This window comes from Klenkia sp. PcliD-1-E, assembly GCF_024124375.1.
In the GTDB taxonomy this organism is placed as follows: domain Bacteria; phylum Actinomycetota; class Actinomycetes; order Mycobacteriales; family Geodermatophilaceae; genus Klenkia.
Map to the genome: position 1 here is coordinate 1 of NZ_JAMXRZ010000001.1, position 15,249 is coordinate 15,249.

15 protein-coding genes and 1 pseudogene are annotated in these 15,249 nt (G+C 75.2%); 8 read left to right on the plus strand and 8 right to left on the minus strand.

Going from position 1 to position 15,249, the window contains the following annotated elements:
• Together NH342_RS00005 and NH342_RS00010 are read left to right on the plus strand one after the other, a co-directional pair.
• A partial coding sequence (locus NH342_RS00005) for a hypothetical protein (protein WP_253009965.1) occupies positions 1-232 on the plus strand: 232 nt, incomplete at its 5' end.
• 263 nt (positions 233-495) lie between these two features.
• A pseudogene (locus NH342_RS00010) lies at positions 496-798 on the plus strand (VOC family protein); the annotation flags it as partial.
• Between the two features lie 174 nt (positions 799-972).
• Here NH342_RS00010 and NH342_RS00015 read toward each other — a convergent pair.
• The 4 genes from NH342_RS00015 to NH342_RS00030 all read right to left on the minus strand — a co-directional run bounded on the left by NH342_RS00015 (position 973) and on the right by NH342_RS00030 (position 3,700).
• On the minus strand, positions 973-1,332 hold the full coding sequence (locus NH342_RS00015) for a PRC-barrel domain-containing protein (protein ID WP_253009967.1): 360 nt from the start codon (positions 1,330-1,332) through the stop codon (positions 973-975).
• 96 nt (positions 1,333-1,428) lie between these two features.
• On the minus strand, positions 1,429-1,923 hold the full coding sequence (locus NH342_RS00020; protein WP_253009969.1) for a glutathione peroxidase: 495 nt from the start codon (positions 1,921-1,923) through the stop codon (positions 1,429-1,431).
• Between the two features lie 2 nt (positions 1,924-1,925).
• Entirely contained in the window at positions 1,926-2,360 is a 435-nt protein-coding gene (locus NH342_RS00025; RefSeq protein WP_253009971.1) for a DUF2237 family protein, read from the minus strand.
• A complete protein-coding gene (locus NH342_RS00030) occupies positions 2,357-3,700 on the minus strand; it encodes a glucose-6-phosphate dehydrogenase (RefSeq protein ID WP_253009973.1) in 1,344 nt (447 codons plus the stop codon). The genes NH342_RS00025 and NH342_RS00030 overlap by 4 nt, the downstream gene beginning before the upstream one ends.
• 60 nt (positions 3,701-3,760) lie before the next feature.
• On the opposite strand from NH342_RS00030, the gene NH342_RS00035 reads away from it, so the two are divergent.
• Both NH342_RS00035 and NH342_RS00040 read left to right on the plus strand, forming a co-directional pair.
• Positions 3,761-5,725, plus strand: coding sequence for an acetoacetate--CoA ligase (locus NH342_RS00035; protein WP_253009975.1), 1,965 nt, complete (start codon positions 3,761-3,763; stop codon positions 5,723-5,725).
• Positions 5,726-5,949: 224 nt separating this feature from the next.
• Complete coding sequence (locus NH342_RS00040; protein ID WP_253009977.1) at positions 5,950-7,206, plus strand: acyl-CoA dehydrogenase family protein; 1,257 nt, start codon at positions 5,950-5,952, stop codon at positions 7,204-7,206.
• A 36-nt stretch (positions 7,207-7,242) separates the two neighbouring features.
• Here the strand turns inward: NH342_RS00040 and NH342_RS00045 are convergent, their stop codons facing one another.
• A complete protein-coding gene (locus NH342_RS00045; protein ID WP_253009979.1) occupies positions 7,243-7,650 on the minus strand; it encodes a hypothetical protein in 408 nt (135 codons plus the stop codon).
• A gap of 125 nt (positions 7,651-7,775) precedes the next feature.
• Here NH342_RS00045 and NH342_RS00050 point away from each other — a divergent pair, with 125 nt between their 5' ends.
• The gene (locus NH342_RS00050; RefSeq protein ID WP_253009981.1) at positions 7,776-8,789 is read left to right on the plus strand and encodes a heparan-alpha-glucosaminide N-acetyltransferase domain-containing protein; all 1,014 of its coding nucleotides are present in this window, start codon (positions 7,776-7,778) and stop codon (positions 8,787-8,789) included.
• A gap of 18 nt (positions 8,790-8,807) precedes the next feature.
• Here NH342_RS00050 and NH342_RS00055 read toward each other — a convergent pair whose 3' ends face one another.
• The gene (locus NH342_RS00055) at positions 8,808-9,239 is read right to left on the minus strand and encodes a VOC family protein (protein WP_253009983.1); all 432 of its coding nucleotides are present in this window, start codon (positions 9,237-9,239) and stop codon (positions 8,808-8,810) included.
• 61 nt (positions 9,240-9,300) lie between these two features.
• Between NH342_RS00055 and NH342_RS00060 the strand changes: the two genes are divergently transcribed.
• Positions 9,301-10,299, plus strand: coding sequence for a YafY family protein (locus NH342_RS00060; RefSeq protein ID WP_253009986.1), 999 nt, complete (start codon positions 9,301-9,303; stop codon positions 10,297-10,299).
• On the opposite strand, the gene NH342_RS00065 is transcribed toward NH342_RS00060, so the two are convergent.
• Positions 10,214-11,119 carry a polysaccharide deacetylase family protein gene (locus NH342_RS00065; protein WP_253009988.1) on the minus strand — a complete coding sequence of 302 codons (906 nt, stop codon included), beginning with the start codon at positions 11,117-11,119 and terminating at the stop codon, positions 10,214-10,216. The genes NH342_RS00060 and NH342_RS00065 overlap by 86 nt on opposite strands.
• Before the next feature lie 114 nt (positions 11,120-11,233).
• Between NH342_RS00065 and NH342_RS00070 the strand changes: the two genes are divergently transcribed.
• Both NH342_RS00070 and NH342_RS00075 read left to right on the plus strand, forming a co-directional pair.
• Positions 11,234-12,250, plus strand: a complete 1,017-nt coding sequence (locus tag NH342_RS00070; protein WP_253009990.1) for a lysylphosphatidylglycerol synthase domain-containing protein — start codon at positions 11,234-11,236, stop codon at positions 12,248-12,250.
• Positions 12,247-14,574 (plus strand): phosphatidylglycerol lysyltransferase domain-containing protein, encoded by a 2,328-nt coding sequence (locus NH342_RS00075; protein ID WP_253009992.1) that lies wholly within the window; start codon positions 12,247-12,249, stop codon positions 14,572-14,574. The genes NH342_RS00070 and NH342_RS00075 overlap by 4 nt, the downstream gene beginning before the upstream one ends.
• On the opposite strand, the gene NH342_RS00080 is transcribed toward NH342_RS00075, so the two are convergent.
• Entirely contained in the window at positions 14,575-15,192 is a 618-nt protein-coding gene (locus NH342_RS00080) for a LysE family transporter (protein ID WP_253009994.1), read from the minus strand.
• Between the last annotated feature and the right edge of the window lie 57 nt (positions 15,193-15,249).

The following is a 15,249-nucleotide window of genomic DNA, read 5'->3' on the forward strand; positions in this document are numbered from 1 at the left end:
GGTCGCCGTCGGCGCCGTCGCCCTCGGCGGCGGTGGGTTCGCCATCGGGCGGGCGACGGCACCGGGGAGCACCTCGGCCACCACCGACCAGCAGGTCCCCGGCGGTGGCCAGTTCGGCACCCCGCCGGACGGCGGCCAGCTGGGCACCCCGCCCGACGGGGGCCAGCTCGGCACCCCGCCCGGGCAGGACGGCACCACCGACGGCGGGACGTCGACCGATCCCGACATCTGACCCGTCGCGGCCGGCGCCGGCGCGCAGCTGCCGTGGGGGGTGCGGGCGCGTGCGGTCCATGCCTACCGGCTGGCCCCGTGGGGGCGCGGTCGGCGCGGGAGTGCGCGCCTACGTGGGTCTCCCGCACCGGTGCCCAGGATGGGCGCGCAGCCGCGGTGCGCTCGCGCGTGGGCGCGGGCCGATGAGTTCCGGGCGGAGCGACTGCCAGACGGGGTGACGGGGCCGCGACGGCCGCCCCACGACCCGAGGAGCACCCCGTGCGCATGGTCTTCGTGAACCTGCCCGTGTCCGACGTCGACGCCGCGAAGGCGTTCTACGCCGGGTTGGGCTGGCAGCTGAACGAGCAGTTCTCCGACGAGTGGACGGCGTCCTTCGTCGTGTCGGACACCATCACCGCGATGGTGCTCAACCGGGAGAAGTTCGCCGGCTTCCTGCCCGAGGGAACCGAGGTCGGTGATCCGGCGCGGGCGGTGTCGGTGATGACCGCCCTGTCGGCGGACAGCCGGGCGGAGTGCGACGACCTGCTGGCCAAGGCGGTGGCGCACGGCGGCCGGCAGTTCAACGCACCGCACGACCACGGCTCCATGTACGGCACCAGCTTCACCGACCCCAGCGGCAACGTCTGGGACGCGGTGTGGATGGACCCGTCAGCCCTGCAGGGCCGACGGCAGAAGGGCCCCCTCGCCCCCCGACCCGAGCAAGCTCGGGCCGGGGCCCTGCGAGGGGGCCGTTCCGTCAACTCACCTGCGGGCCAGCTGGCGCTCGCCGTTGGCGCCGGTGGAGTAGGGCAGCTGGTAGTGCGCGAACACGTTCGGCTCGTCGGCGGCGGTGAGCTCGCCGTCGGTGTCGATGCTCGGCGCGGCCTTGGCCAGGTCGCGGGGGAAGGCCACCCGGACCTCGCGCGGACCGACGGTGGAGTCCTTCAGCGGGACGAACACGATGGACTTCCCGCCGATCAGCCCGCCGACCTCGACCCCGATGAAGGACGGCTCGTCGGACACGACGTCGACGTAGATCGACTCCAGGGTGCCGATCTTGTGGCCGTCGGGGTCGACGACGTTCTCGCCGCGCCAGTCGCGGATGTTGCCAGCGGGGATCATGGGAGCAGCCTCCGTGTTCGCGGGCCCCTGGTCTGGAGCCGGTCACCGCGCCCATGCCCCGGATCGATCGCGCGCAATCGTCCGATCCGGGAGGACCTAGGCCGTCAGCAGCCCCTCGATCGCCGTCCGCACCTCGGGGGCGGTGGGCTCGGTGCGCGGTCGGAACCGGGCCACCACCTCGCCGTCGGCGGAGACGAGCCACTTCTCGAAGTTCCACTGCACGTCCCCGGCCTCGCCGGCGGCGTCGGGGACCGCGGTCAACGCGCGGAACAGCGGGTCGGCGCCGTCGCCGTTGACCTCGACCTTCGCCGTCATCGGGAAGGTGACCCCGTAGGTCGCCGAGCAGAACTCCTGGATCTCCTCGGCCGTCCCGGGCTCCTGGCCGGCGAACTGGTTGCACGGCACGCCGACGACGGTGAACCCGCGGTCGCCGTACTCCTGCTGCAGCTGCTCGAGCTGGGTGTACTGCGGGGTCAACCCGCACCGGCTGGCCACGTTCACCACCAGCGCCGGACGGCGTCCGGTGAGCTCGCCGAGGGTGGTCGGCTCGCCCTGCAGCGTGGTGACGGGGACGTCGTTCAGGTCGGTCATGGTCAGGGCGAACCCGCGGGGGGCGGCGGCGATTCCAGCCCGGACACGTCGTCGGGGACGTCGACCGCCTGCGCCACCAGCATCTCCAGCGGCACGACCTCCAGGGCGGCGACGTTGGTCGCGGCCAGCACCACCCCGGCCGGCACCCCGGCCTCGTAGGCCTGCCGCCAGCGGACGGCGACCACGCACCACCGGTCGCCCGGCACGAGCCCGGGGAAGCCGAACTCCGGCCGGGGCGTGGTCAGGTCGTTGCCGAGCCCGGCCTGCAGCGCCAGGAACTCCGCCGACACCACCGTGCACACGGTGTGGCTGCCGATGTCCTCGGGCCCGGTGCAGCACCAGCCGTCGCGGTAGAACCCGGTGACCGGGTCGGTGCCGCACTGCTCGAGCGGCCCGCCGAGGACGTTGCGCTCGCCGGGCACGAACGGTCCGCTCACGCCGGGCCGTCCGACCCGGCGGGGTAGTCGACCATCGGGACGTCGTCGGCGGCCCAGGCGTCCAGCACCGGCTGCACGATCCGCCAGCCCTGCTCGGCCTCGACGTCGGAGATGCTCAGCGTCGGGTCGCCGGCCAGCATCTCGCGCAGCAGCAGGCCGTAGGCGGGCAGGTCCTGCTCCGGCGAGGCCGCGCGCAGCACCTCCCGCTCCAGGTCGAAGGGGTCCCCGGCACCGTTGAGGTTGATCTCCAGCGCGATGCCGTCGGGGGACAGCTGCAGCCGCAGCACGTCGGGCTCGGGCTGCTCGTCGGCGAAGGCCAGGTGCGGCACCGGCTCGAACCGGACGACGATCTCCTTGCGCCGGGTGCCCAGCCCCTTGCCGGTGCGCAACCGGAAGGGGACCCCGCTCCAGCGCCAGTTCTCGACGGTCACGGTGAACTCGGCGTACGTCTCGGTCATCCGCGCCGGGTCGACGCCGTCCTCGTCGACGTAGGCCGGCAGGTCGCGGTCGCCGATCCGGCCGGCGGTGTACCGCCCGCGGACGCTCCGCGCCGGGTCGGGCCGCACCGCGCGCAGCACGTCGGCCTTGCGGGCCTGCAGGGTGGCCGCGTCCAGCGCCTGCGGCGGCTCCATCGCGACGACGGCGAGCAGCTGCAGCAGGTGGTTCTGCAGCATGTCGCGCAGCGCGCCGGCCTTGTCGTAGTACCCGGCGCGGCCCTCCAGGCCCAGGTCCTCGTCGAAGACGACGTCCACCGACGCCACGTGCTGGGCGTTCCAGACCGGCTCGAAGATCCGGTTGGCGAACCGCAGGCCGAGCACGTTGAGCACGGTCTGCTTGGCCAGGAAGTGGTCGATGCGGAACACCGCGTGCTCGGGCACCAGGTCGTGCAGCACCTCGTTGAGCCGGCGGGCGTCCTCGATGCCGGTGCCGAAGGGCTTCTCGACCACCACCCGCGCGCCGTCGGGCAGCCCCACCTCGCGCAGGGCGGTCAGGGTGGGCAGGAAGACGGTGTTGGGCAGCGCCAGGTAGACCACGGGGACCCCGCGCACGCGCTGCAGTGCCCGGCGCAGGTCGTCGGCGCTGGTGACGTCGCCGTGCTCGTGGCCCAGCTGCGCGACCACCCGCTCCCGGGCGTCGGCGTCGAGGCCGGCGGCGTGCGCGGTCAGCCGCTCCCTCGCCCACTCGCGGTAGCGCTCGTCGTCCCAGTCCTGCTGGCTGACCGCGAGGACCTCGACCTCCTCGTCCAGCACCCCCCGCCCGTACAGCTCGGCCAGGCTGGGCAGCAGCAGCCGCCCGGTCAGGTCACCGGAACCACCGAGCACGACGAAGGAACGCTCCACGGCCCGCCCCTTCCCGGCCGAGGGCCTCCTGAACCGCCGCGACCTGGCAGGGTGCGGGGCGTGACGCTGTGGTCCCCGACACCCGAGTCCGCCGCCGCCTCCCAGCTGGGCCGCTTCGCCGCCTGGGTCGACGACCGCCGGGGGCTGTCCCTCGGCACCGACTACGACGCGGTCTGGTCGTGGTCGGTGCAGCACCTGGACCAGTTCTGGGCCGACGTCGCCACCTGGTTCGACGTGTTCGGGACCCCGGTCGAGGACACCGAGGTGCTCGGCTCCCGGGCCATGCCCGGTGCGCAGTGGTTCCCCCGCCGGACGACGAACCTCGCCCGGCTGGCGCTGCGGCACGCCGCCGACGAGCGGCCGGCGATCGTCTCGGTGCGGGAGACCGCTGACGGGCTGTCGACCCCCGAGGAGCTGTCCTGGGCCGACCTGCGCGGCCAGGTCGGCGCGTTCGCCGCCACCCTGCGCCGGCTCGGCGTGCAGCGCGGTGACCGGGTCGCCGGCTACCTGCCCAACGTGCCCGAGGCCGTCGTCGCGTTCCTGGGCTGCGCCTCGATCGGCGCGGTCTGGTCGGCCTGCGCGCCCGACTTCGGCCCCCGCGCCGTCCTGGACCGGTTCGCCCAGATCGAACCCGTCGTGCTGGTCGCCGTCGACGGCTACCGGTTCGGCGGCCGCGAGCACGACCGGCGCGACGTCGTCGCCCAGCTGCGCGGTTCGCTGCCGACCGTGCGGACGACGATCGCCCTGCCCCGGCTGCGCGACGAGCTGCCCGAGGGCGCCCTCGCCTGGGCGGACGCGGTGGCCGACGTCTGCGAGCCGGCGTTCGAGGAGCTGCCCTTCGACCACCCGCTGTGGATCGTCTACTCCTCGGGCACCACCGGGCTGCCCAAGGGGATCGTGCACGGGCACGGCGGGGTGGCCCTGGAGCAGCTCAAGCAGGGCGGCCTGCACCTGGACGTCGGGCCCGGTGACCGGTTCTCCTGGTACGCCTCCACCGCCTGGATCATGTGGAACATCGCGTCCTGCTCGCTGCTCACCGGTGCGACGCTGGTGGTGCACGACGGCGCCCCGGGGTTCCCGTCCCTGGACGCGCAGTTCGCCGTCGCCGCGGCCTGCCGCACCACCTACCTGGGCACCAGCGCCGGCTACCTCACCGCCTGCGAGAAGGCCGGGCTGCGGCCGGGGTCCGCGCACGACCTGTCCGCGCTGCGGGGCATCGGGTCGACCGGGTCGCCGCTGCCCGCCTCGACGTTCGAGTGGGTCTACGACACGGTGAAGGCCGACGTGTTCCTCGGCTCGCTGTCCGGCGGCACCGACGTCGCCACCGGGTTCATCGGGTCCTCGGTGCTGCTGCCGGTGGTCGCCGGGGAGCTGCAGCGGCCGATGCTCGGGGTGGCCGCGGCGTCCTGGGACGAGGACGGGCACCCGGTGGTCGGCGAGCTCGGCGAGCTCGTGGTCACCGAGCCGATGCCGACGATGCCGCTGCGGTTCTGGGGCGACGAGGACGGTTCGCGGTACCGGGAGGCCTACTTCGAGCCCTGGCCCGGCGTGTGGCGGCACGGCGACTGGCTGGAGATCACCCCCACCGGCAGCTGCATCATCACCGGCCGCTCGGACTCCACGCTCAACCGCGGCGGCGTCCGTATGGGGACCGCCGACCTGTACGCGGCGGTGGAGAGCATCCCGGCCATCGCCGACTGCGTCGTCCTCGGCGTGGAGCAGCGCGACGGCGGCTACTGGATGCCGCTGTTCGTGCAGCTGGCGCCGGGGTTCGAGCTCACCGACGCCCTGGTCGCCGAGATCCGGGAGGCGGTGCGGCGCGAGGCGAGCCCACGGCACGTGCCCGACGAGGTGGTCGTCGTCCCCGGCGTCCCGCACACCCGCACCGGCAAGCGGCTGGAGGTCCCGCTCAAGCGGCTCTTCCAGGGTGTGCCGCCGGAGAAGGCGCTGAACCTGGGTGCCGTCGACGACGCCGACGTGGTCGCGCACTACGTCCGGCTCGCGCAGCAGCGCGGCCCCCGCTGACGCAGGCCCGTCGCCGGGTGAGCCGGGGTCGGGGGGACAGCTCCACCCTGGGCCCCGATGTCGGGGAACCCGGTGCCCTGGTGGGCGTGCGGGGCCCGCTGTCCCCGACACCGGGTCGACGGACGGCGCCCAGCGGGTTGTGATCCTCGGCGGAGCGGGTGCCGGGGTGGTTACCCGCCGGTAACTTGGTCCCGACCCCGCCCGACGACGTGCAGGAGACCGCAGTGACCGCGACCGAGGAGACCACCACCGGCACCGTCGAGATGGAGCCGCGCCGGCCGGACCTGCTGCCGCCGTGGCACACCCCCGAGCGCGAGGCGCTGCAGCTGCAGGCCCGGGCGTTCGCGATGGACGAGGTGCTGCCGGTCGCCGACGAGCTCGACCCGCAGAAGGGCGAGATCCCGCAGTACCTGCTCGAGCGGCTCGGCGAGCTCGGGTACTTCGGCATCACGGTCGACCGGGAGCACGGCGGCCTGGGTCTCGGCGTCTTCGAGTACTGCATGGTCAGCGAGGAGCTCGCCCGCGCCTGGATGAGCGTGGCCTCGATCCTGGCCCGTTCGCAGGGCATGGGCACCTCCGTCGCCGACGCCGGGCGCCGCGACGAGCTGCTGCGGAGGTCGGCCGCGGGCTCGTGGATCGGGGCGGTGGCGCTGAGCGAACCCGACGCCGGCTCGGACCTGGCCAACGTGCAGACCCGCGCCGTCCGCGAGGGCGACGAGTGGGTGATCACCGGGCGCAAGCGCTGGTGCGGCAACGCGAAGGCCGCGGACTTCATCCAGGTGCTGGTGCGCGTCGCCGACCCGGAACCGGGTGAGTCCCGCTCCCGGGGGCTGCGCAACGTGCTGCTGGCCAAGGAGCGCGGCTCGTTCCCCGAGGGGCTGTCCGGCTACCCGATCGACAAGGTCGGCTACCACGGCTTCCTGACCTGGGACCTCACCTTCGACGGCGTCCGCATCCCGGCCGACGACCTCATCGTCGGGCCCGGGGACGGCGACGGCGACGGGGGCTCGAAGGCCGGGTTCGCCGAGGCGCAGGCCTTCCTGAACACCGCCCGGGTGCACACCGCCGCCCGCGCCGTCGGCCTGGCCCGCGCCGCCGTCGAGGACTCCACCACCTACCTGCAGGAGCGCGAGCAGTTCGGCCACCCGATCGGCGACTTCCAGGCGCTGCGGTTCGCCCTGGCCGAGATGGCCGCGCAGGTGGAGGAGTCGCGGGCGTTCTACCGGCAGGTCGCGCACCTGCTCGACGTCGGCGTCCCGTGCGAGCGCGAGGCCGCGATGGTCAAGCTGCAGGCCACCGAGATGGCGGTGCGGGTGACCAACCAGGCCATGCAGCTGCACGGCGGCAACGGCTACACCACGGAGCGACAGGTCGAGCGGCACTGGCGCGACGCCCGGCTGACCACCATCTTCGAAGGCACCAGCGAGATCCAGAAGCGGATCATCAGCGACCGGATGCTCCCGCGCTCCCCCCTGACCTGACCCCACCCCCGGGCCGGCGAGGGGGCGGGGGTGGTGTCAGGTGAGCTGGGCGCGGAGCTGGCGGCAGCGGTGCGCGGTCTCCGCGGCGGCCTCGGCCTGCAGCCGGCAGGTGCGCCACTCCAGGTTCTGCGCGCCCAGGTGGGCGGCACGGTCCAGCGCGTGCACGGTCGTGCCGAGCACCGAGCGCCACACCGGGCTGGCGGCGGGGGTGTTGCGGGCCAGCACCCGCCGGCACACCGCGGCGAGGTCGGCGGCGTCCTGGGTGGCGGCGATGCAGGTGCGCAGCTGGGCCACCCTCGGATCACCCATGAGCGTGGCGACGCTGGTCAGCGCCACCTGCTCGTAGCCGGCGAGCGCGTCCAGGGTGCTGGCGAGCTGGTCGGGGGCGGTGCCCAACGGGACGACGCGGGCCTCTTCGCGCAGCATCGTGGTGGTCGACTGCATGACGTCCTCCCTGAGATCGGTTGCACGGACCAACGTCGACCCCGAACCCGGGAACGGGCTGTGAAGCTGCTCCGAGGTCGCTGCCGGGGCGGTGCAGGACGCCTGTGCGCGGACACGATGGGCCGGTGGAGAGCACCCGGCTGCACGGGGTGGACGTCGCCCGTGGCCTCGCCGTCGTCGGCATGCTGTTCGTCGACAACCGCGGCAACGCGGAGATCGGCGAGCAGCTGGTGCACGCCCCCTGGCACGGCCTGCGCGTGGCCGACGTCGTGTTCCCGGTGTTCCTGCTGGTGGTCGGGGTGTCGATGCCGTTCTCCCGGCGCGCCGACCGGCCGCGCGCCGTCCTCACCAGGGTGCTCAAGCTGGCGCTGCTCGGCTGGTTGGTGGTCACCGCCAAGTACGGCTTCGGGGCGGTCGGCGCCGGGGTGCTCGGCCACATCGCCGGGGCGTACCTGCTGTGCTGGCTGCTGCTGCGGCTGCCCCGTCGAGCGCAGGTGCCCGCGGCCGCGGCGGTGCTCGCCGTCCTCACCGCGGTCGCGGTCTGGGTGCCGGTACCCGGCAGCGGCCGGACGGCGGTCGACCCCGACCTGTCCTGGGCGCACTGGTTCGACCAGACCCTGGGCCTGGACTTCTCGGCCGAGGCCCCGCACTCCTACCTGCCCAGCGCGGTGACCGTGTTCGTCGGGGTCCTCGCCGGCCGGGTGCTCGTCGAGCGCGGGGTGCGTGCCGCGCTGCCGCGGATGCTGGCCGGGGCCGCCGTCCTGCTGGTGCTCGGTCTGGCGCTGGCCCCGCTGCTGCCGGTCAACAAGCGGCTCTGGACGCCGTCGTTCGTGCTGGTCACCGGCGGGATCGGGCTGGTGGTGCTGGCCGCGGCCCTCTGGCTGGTCGACGTGCGCGGGGTGCGCCGCCCGTTCCGGCCGGCCGAGGTGCTGGGGCTCAACGCCATCGTGGCGTTCGTGACCTCTGAGCTGGTCTTCCGGGCGGTGCTCCGGTACGACGTGCAGCCCGCCGTGGACCGCTGGCTGACCGACCTGACCAGCGCGACGGCGTCGGCCTACCTGTACGCGGCGTTCTCCGTCGTCGTGGTGTGGGCGGTGTGCCAGGTGCTGGCCCGGCGGGGGATCGTCGTCCGGGTCTGATCCCCCGCCGGGCACCGCTCACCAGGTGGACGGGGTGATCACGTCCAGCACCCAGGTGACGCCGAACCGGTCGGTCACCATGCCGTACAGCGTGGAGAACCCGGCCGGGCCCAGGTCGGCGCGCACCGTCCCGCCCTCGGCCAGACCGCGGAAGAAGCGGGTGATTTCCTCGGCGTCGTCGCCGCGCACGGAGACGAACAGGGCGTCGGTGCCCTGGTCGTACCCGCGGCCGGGCGGGACGTCGAAGGCCATGACCGAGAACCCGTTGGGCGCGGTCACCCCGCCCCAAATGATCTGGTCGTCGACCGCGCCGTCGGCCCGGTCCTGGTCGGTGCCGCCCTGGGCGAACGTGAAGGCCCGGACCTGGCCGCCGAAGACGTCGGCGTAGTGGTCCAGCGCCGCCCGGGCCTGGCCGCGGAAGTTGAGGTGGGTGGTCGTCGTGATGGTCATGAACCCAGCCTGACGGGGGTCGCGGCCAGTTCCCGTCCTACACGTGCGTCATCCTGGTCGTGTGAGCGGAACCCCCGGCCGGCTGCTGGCCCTGCTGTCGCTGCTGCAGTCCCGCCGCGACTGGCCGGGCTCCCTGCTGGCCGAGCGGCTGGAGGTCAGCCCCCGCACGGTGCGCCGGGACGTCGACCGGCTCCGCGACCTGGGCTACCCGGTCCGGGCCGCGATGGGGCCGGACGGCGGCTACCGCCTCGCCGCCGGGGCCGAGCTGCCCCCGCTGCTGCTGGACGACGAGCAGGCCGTCGCGGTCGCGCTCGCGCTGCAGCTGTCCCCCGACGACGCCGCCCACCGCGCACTGGCCGTGCTGCGCCAGGTGATGCCGTCCCGGCTGCGGCACCGGGTGGACGCCGTGCAGGTCGCCGCCGTCCCGGGCCGGCCGGTGGCGGAGGTCGACCAGGACGTGCTGGTCGCGGTCACCGGCGCGGTGCGGGCCCGGCAGGAGCTCCGGTTCGACCTGGGTGACGCCGTGCGGCGCACGCAACCGCACGCCGTCCTGGCCCGGGACGGCCGCTGGTACCTGCTGGCCTGGGACCTCGACCGCAACGACTGGCGCACCTTCCGGCTGGACCGGATCACCCCGCGCACCCCGCTCGGCGCCCGGTTCACCCCCCGCGAGGTGCCCGGCGGTGACCCCGGAGCCTTCGTCGCCGCCCTGTTCCGGGGCTCCCGCGACCCGGACGCGGGCTGGCCGTGCCAGGGGCGGGTGGTGCTCGCCGCGCCCGCTTCGTCGGTCACCCCCTACCTGGGCGACGCGGCCGTGGAACCCCTGGACGACGACCGCTGCCGGGTGTCGGCCGGGGCATGGTCCTGGACCGGCCTCGCCGCGTCGCTGCTGCGGCTGGACGCCCGGGTCGACGAGGCGGAGCCGGCCGAGCTGGCACATGCGTTCGGCGAGCTGGCGGCCCGCTGCGCCGCGGTCAGTTCACCGGCGTCGTCGCGGGCTGGCCGCCGATCGGCTCGGGCTCGCTCATCGCCAGCAGCCGGTTCGCGCTCATCAGGGTGATCCCCCGGTCGGCGATCTGCTGCAGGGCCGAGGGCAGCGCCTGCACCTCGAGCTCGCGCCGCTCCGACAGCGCCTGCGCGAAGGACGCGGTGGGGTCGAAGGTGCCCTGGCCGATCCCGTCGTGCAGGCCCAGCACGTCCCCGGCGACCACCGTCCGGCCCATGTAGTCCTGGATGTCCCGCACCTCCTTCTTGTCGCCGGGCCCGCGGGTCACCGACCAGATGTAGGTGTCGTAGCCCAGCTCCGCGGCCACCCGCAGCGCGTAGCCGGTGATCTCCCCGCGCGGGGGGCGGAAGCTGGTGAACGGCTGGTCGACCAGCGCGGCGACCTCGTCGCGGCAGCGCACCAGCTCGTCGCGGGTCTGCGCGGCGGTGAGCGTGGTGAGGTCCTTGTGCGTCCAGGTGTGGTTGCCGATCTCGTGACCGGCCGCGAGCACCTCGCGCAGCAGGTCGGGGTGCTGCACCGCGTTGTAGCCCATCACGTTGAACGTGGCAGTGACCCCGGCGGCGGCCAGCGCGTCCAGGATGCGCGGGGTGAACTCCGGGGTCGGCCCGTCGTCGAAGCTGATGCAGGCGATCGGGGACGTCACCGTGGTGTTCCAGACCACCCGGTGGGTGCCCAGCCGGGCGACGCTCTCGCCCTCGTCGGCGGCCCCGCCGGCCTCCATGAACCGGGCCTGCGCCCGCTGCCGTTCGTCCGCCCGGACCTCGTCGTCGCTGGTGGCGACCACCGTGCCGATGGTCCCGCCGGCCGCCGCGCCGACGACCAGCCCCCCGATCCCGAGCCCTGCGCGGCCCAGGAACTGCCTCCTGCTGCTCATGCAGCCTGTTCTACCGGCCCCGGGCTGGGAGGACGCTGCCAGTTCGGCAGCAGCGGCTGTGGGTCTGCTGGGAGCCGGGTCCGCAGGCCCCCGGGAGACCTACCGTCGCCGGACGTGAGCGCAGCGGGGACGACGACGGGCCGGCGGCTGGCCGTCGCGGGCGTCGTCACGGCCGTGGTGGTCGGCGTGGCCTGGACCCAGCGGCGAGACCTGGAGGACGTCGTCCGCGGGGTGCACCTGGCCGACCCCCGCTGGCTGCTGGTGCTCGCCGCCGCGCTGCTGGGGTGGTGGGTCGCCTGGACGGCGCTGCACGCCACCGCCCTGGCCGGGGTGACCCGGGTGCGGGCCGGCGACCTCCCGGCGGTCGCCGGCGGCGCGGTCTCGGCCGTGGCGCTGAACTCCGTCGTCACCTCCGCGGGGCTCGCGGGCCTGGCCGCGATGGCCCGGGCCGGACGCCGCCGCGGGCTGCCGCGCACCGACGTGGCCACCGCCTACCTGCTGGCCGCCACGGTCACCGACCCGGGCTTCCTGCTGGTCCTGCTGGCCGGGTTCGGCGTGCTGGGCGCCCGCGGGGAGCTGACCGGGCTGGACTGGCTGGCCGGCGGGGTGTTCACCCTGCTCACGGTCGCCCGCGTCGCCCTCACGGTGCTCGCCGTCCGCCGCCCGGCCGCCCTGCACGCGCTCGCAGTCCGGGCGGCCCGGGTGCGGGCCGCGGTCACCCGCCGCCCCGCCCGGGACCCCGACCCCGCGCGCACCCGCGAGCTGGTGGAGACCGCCGAGGTGCTCACCCGGCGCCCCGCGCGGGCCGTGCCGCCGCTGCTGGCCGCGGCCTGCGTGGACGTGGCGGGCGTGCTGATGCTCTGGGCCGCGCTGGCCGTCGTCGGCGGGCCGCACGACCTCGGGCTGGCGCTGTCGGCCTACGTGCTGGCGTCGGTGGCGGCCATCCTGGGCCCGCTGCCCGGCGGGATCGGCGCGGCCGAGCTCGGCGCCGGGGCGGCGCTGACGGTCGGAGGGGTGCCGCTGGGCGTCGCCGCCGCGGCCACCCTGCTCTTCCGGGTCGCGGAGTTCTGGGTCCCCCTCGCCGTCGGTGGCCTGGCGTGGGTCGGCCTGCGGGGAGGGGAGCCGGCATGAACGTGGTGGCGGTCGGGCGGTGGGTCCGGCGGGGCAGCGCGCTGGTCGCGCTCCTGGTGGGGGTGGCGGCCCTGTCGTCGGTCGCCGCGGTGCTGCCGCAGCCGCACCACCGGCCGGTGCCGGGCCTGCGGCCCCTCGACAGCGCGGTCGCGGCCATCGACGGCGGCCGCTACCTGCTGCTCGGCGCCGGTCTGGTGCTCCTGCTCGTCGTCCGGGCGCTGCTGCGGGGCCGGCGGGCCGCCTGGCTGGCCGCGGTGGCCGCGCTGGTCGCCGCCACCGCGGGCTCGCTGGTGGTGCACCGGCACGCGCCGGTGTCGGTGCTGCTGGCGCTGCTGACGACCGGTGTCGCGCTGGGTGGGCGGTCCTTCGTGGCCCGCGGGGACCCGATGCTGGTCCGCCGCGGCATCGCGGTGCTGGCCGGCGGCTCGGTCCTGGTCGGCGCCGTCGCGACCCTCGGGCTCTACGAGCTGGACGGCCAGTTCCGCGGCGGGACGACGTTCGCCGGCTCGCTGGGGTCGGCCGGCCGGCTGCTGCTCATGCTGCCGGTGGACGACCAGCCGCTCACCCGGCACGCGCAGTGGCTGGTGTCGGCGACCCGCGGCGCGACGCTGGCCGTCGTCCTGGTCGGCGCGGCGCTGCTGGTCGCCGCGGTCTCGGGCGGGCGGCAGCGGGAGGCCGACCGGGCCGTGGTGGCGCGGCTGCTCGCCGAGCACGCCACCACGTCGCTGGCGCACTTCCAGCTGCTGCCGGACAAGCGGTGGCTGATCGCCCCGGACGGGCAGGCCTTCGTCGGCTACGGCCTGCGCGGCCGGACGGCGGTCGCCCTCGGCGGCCCGATCGGTGCGCCCGGGAGCCGGCGGGCGGCGGCGCAGGAGTTCCTCGAGCTGTGCCGGCGCAACGGCTGGACGGCGGGGTTCCACCAGGTCACCGGCGACGAGCTGGACGACCTGGCGCCCCTGGGCCTGCGGGCCTACAAGATCGGCGAGGAGGCCGTCGTCCCGCTGGACGCCGAGGTGCCCCCCGCCGGCCGGCCCGGGAAGTCCATCCGCTCGGCGGTCCGCCGCTGCGAGCGGGCCGGGTACCGGGTGGTCGAGCTGCAGCACCCGCTCACCGACGCCGACCTGGCCCGGCTGCAGGAGGTCTCGGACGCCTGGTCGGCCGACGGTGAGCACCGGGAGCGCACCTTCACCCTGGGCCAGTTCGACGCCGACCAGCTGCGCGCCACCCCGGTGCTCGCGGTGGTCGACGCCGAGGACCGGGTGCAGGCCTTCGCCAACACGCTGCCGCCCTACCGCGGCCGCGAGCGCAGCTTCGACCTCATGCGCCGCCGGCCCGGCTCGGTCAACGGCGTCATGGACCAGCTGTTCGTCGCGATGGCCGAGCGGTTCCGCGCCGACGGCGGCACCGGCATGAACCTCGGCCTGGCGCCCTTCACCGGCCTGGACGACCAGCCGGGCGTGCCCGCCCGGGTCATGCGGCTGCTCTACGAGCACGGCGGGGCGCTGCTGGACTACGCCGGGCTGCGGTCGTTCAAGGACAAGTGGGCCCCGCGCTGGGAGCCCCGCTACCTGGTGACGACGTCGGAGAGCGCGCTGCCCCGGGTGGCCCTCGCGGTGGCCCGCATGGGCGAGCTGCCCGACCGGCGCAACCCGCTGGTGCGGTCGGCCGGCGTGGTGCGGGAGTTCCCGGTGACGACGGCGTTCGTCGCCGTCCAGCTGTGGCTGATGCTGTCCAGCGCCTACGACCCGCAGGTGCACCGGCAGCTGATCCTGGCCGCCGGGTCGTCCTGGGACCTGCTGCTGCACGGGCAGGTGTGGCGGCTGCTCACCTCGCCGGTGGTGCAGGCCAGCCCGGGCCTGGCCTGGGTGAACATCCTGCTCATGCTGGTCGTCCCCGTCGCGGAGAAGCGGCTGGGCAGCCGCTGGACCGCGGTCGGGTTCTTCGCCGGCGACCTGCTCGGCTCGGTGCCGGTGCTGCTGGGCACCCGGGTGGCCGCGGCCCTGGGGTTCGACCCGGCGCGCCTGCTGCTGCACGAGGTGGACGGCGGGACGTCGGCCGGCAGCTGGGCGCTGATCGCGGCGCTGGTGGTCACCATGCCGGCCGGCCGGTGGCGGCGCTGGGCCGGGGCGGCGCTGGCGGTGTGCATGGTCGGGGGGCTGGTGCTGGACCGGGGCATCGCCGACGTCCAGCACGCCGCGTCGGTGCTCGGCGTCGTCCTGGTGCTCACCGTCGGCCGCCGCGTCCTGGAGGCCCGGCGTGGATCAGGTGGGACGACCGACGTGCATCCTCAGCCGCCGACGCCGGTGGCGGAGGTTGCACGGTGATCAGCTGAGCTGATCCACGCCGAGCAGGAGGGAGACGGCGAGGGTGGCCATGACGGCGGCGATGACCCCGTCGAGCACCCGCCAGGCCGTGGGCCGGGCGAACACCGGCCGCAGCGCCCGGGCGCCGGAGCCCAGGCCGGTGAACCACAGCAGGCTGGCGGCGCACGCGCCGGCGGCGAACCACCACCGGTCCTCGCCGTGCGTCCCCGCGACGGTGCCCAGCAGCAGCACGGTGTCCAGGTAGACGTGCGGGTTGAGCCAGGTCAGCGCCAGCGCGGTGCCCACCACCGCGCCCAGCGCCGCCCGGGAGCCCCCGGCGTCGGTGGCCAGCACCGCGGGCCGCAGCGCCCGTCGGGCAGCCAGCACGGCGTACCCGCCCAGGAACAGGGCGCCGGCCACCCGGACGACGTCGACCAGCCACGGCACCCGGGTCAGCACCGCCCCGGTGCCGGCCACCCCGGCCAGGATCAGCACCACGTCGGAGGCCGTGCAGACGGCCACGACGGCGGCCACGTGCTCCCGGCGCAGACCCTGGCGGAGCACGAAGGCGTTCTGCGCGCCGATGGCGACGATCAGCGACAGCCCCAGGCCCAGCCCGGCGAGCACAGCGGTTCCCACCGGTCGGACGCTAGGCGCCGCCCGACGACAGCACCATGCGCGGTTCTGCTGCACCGT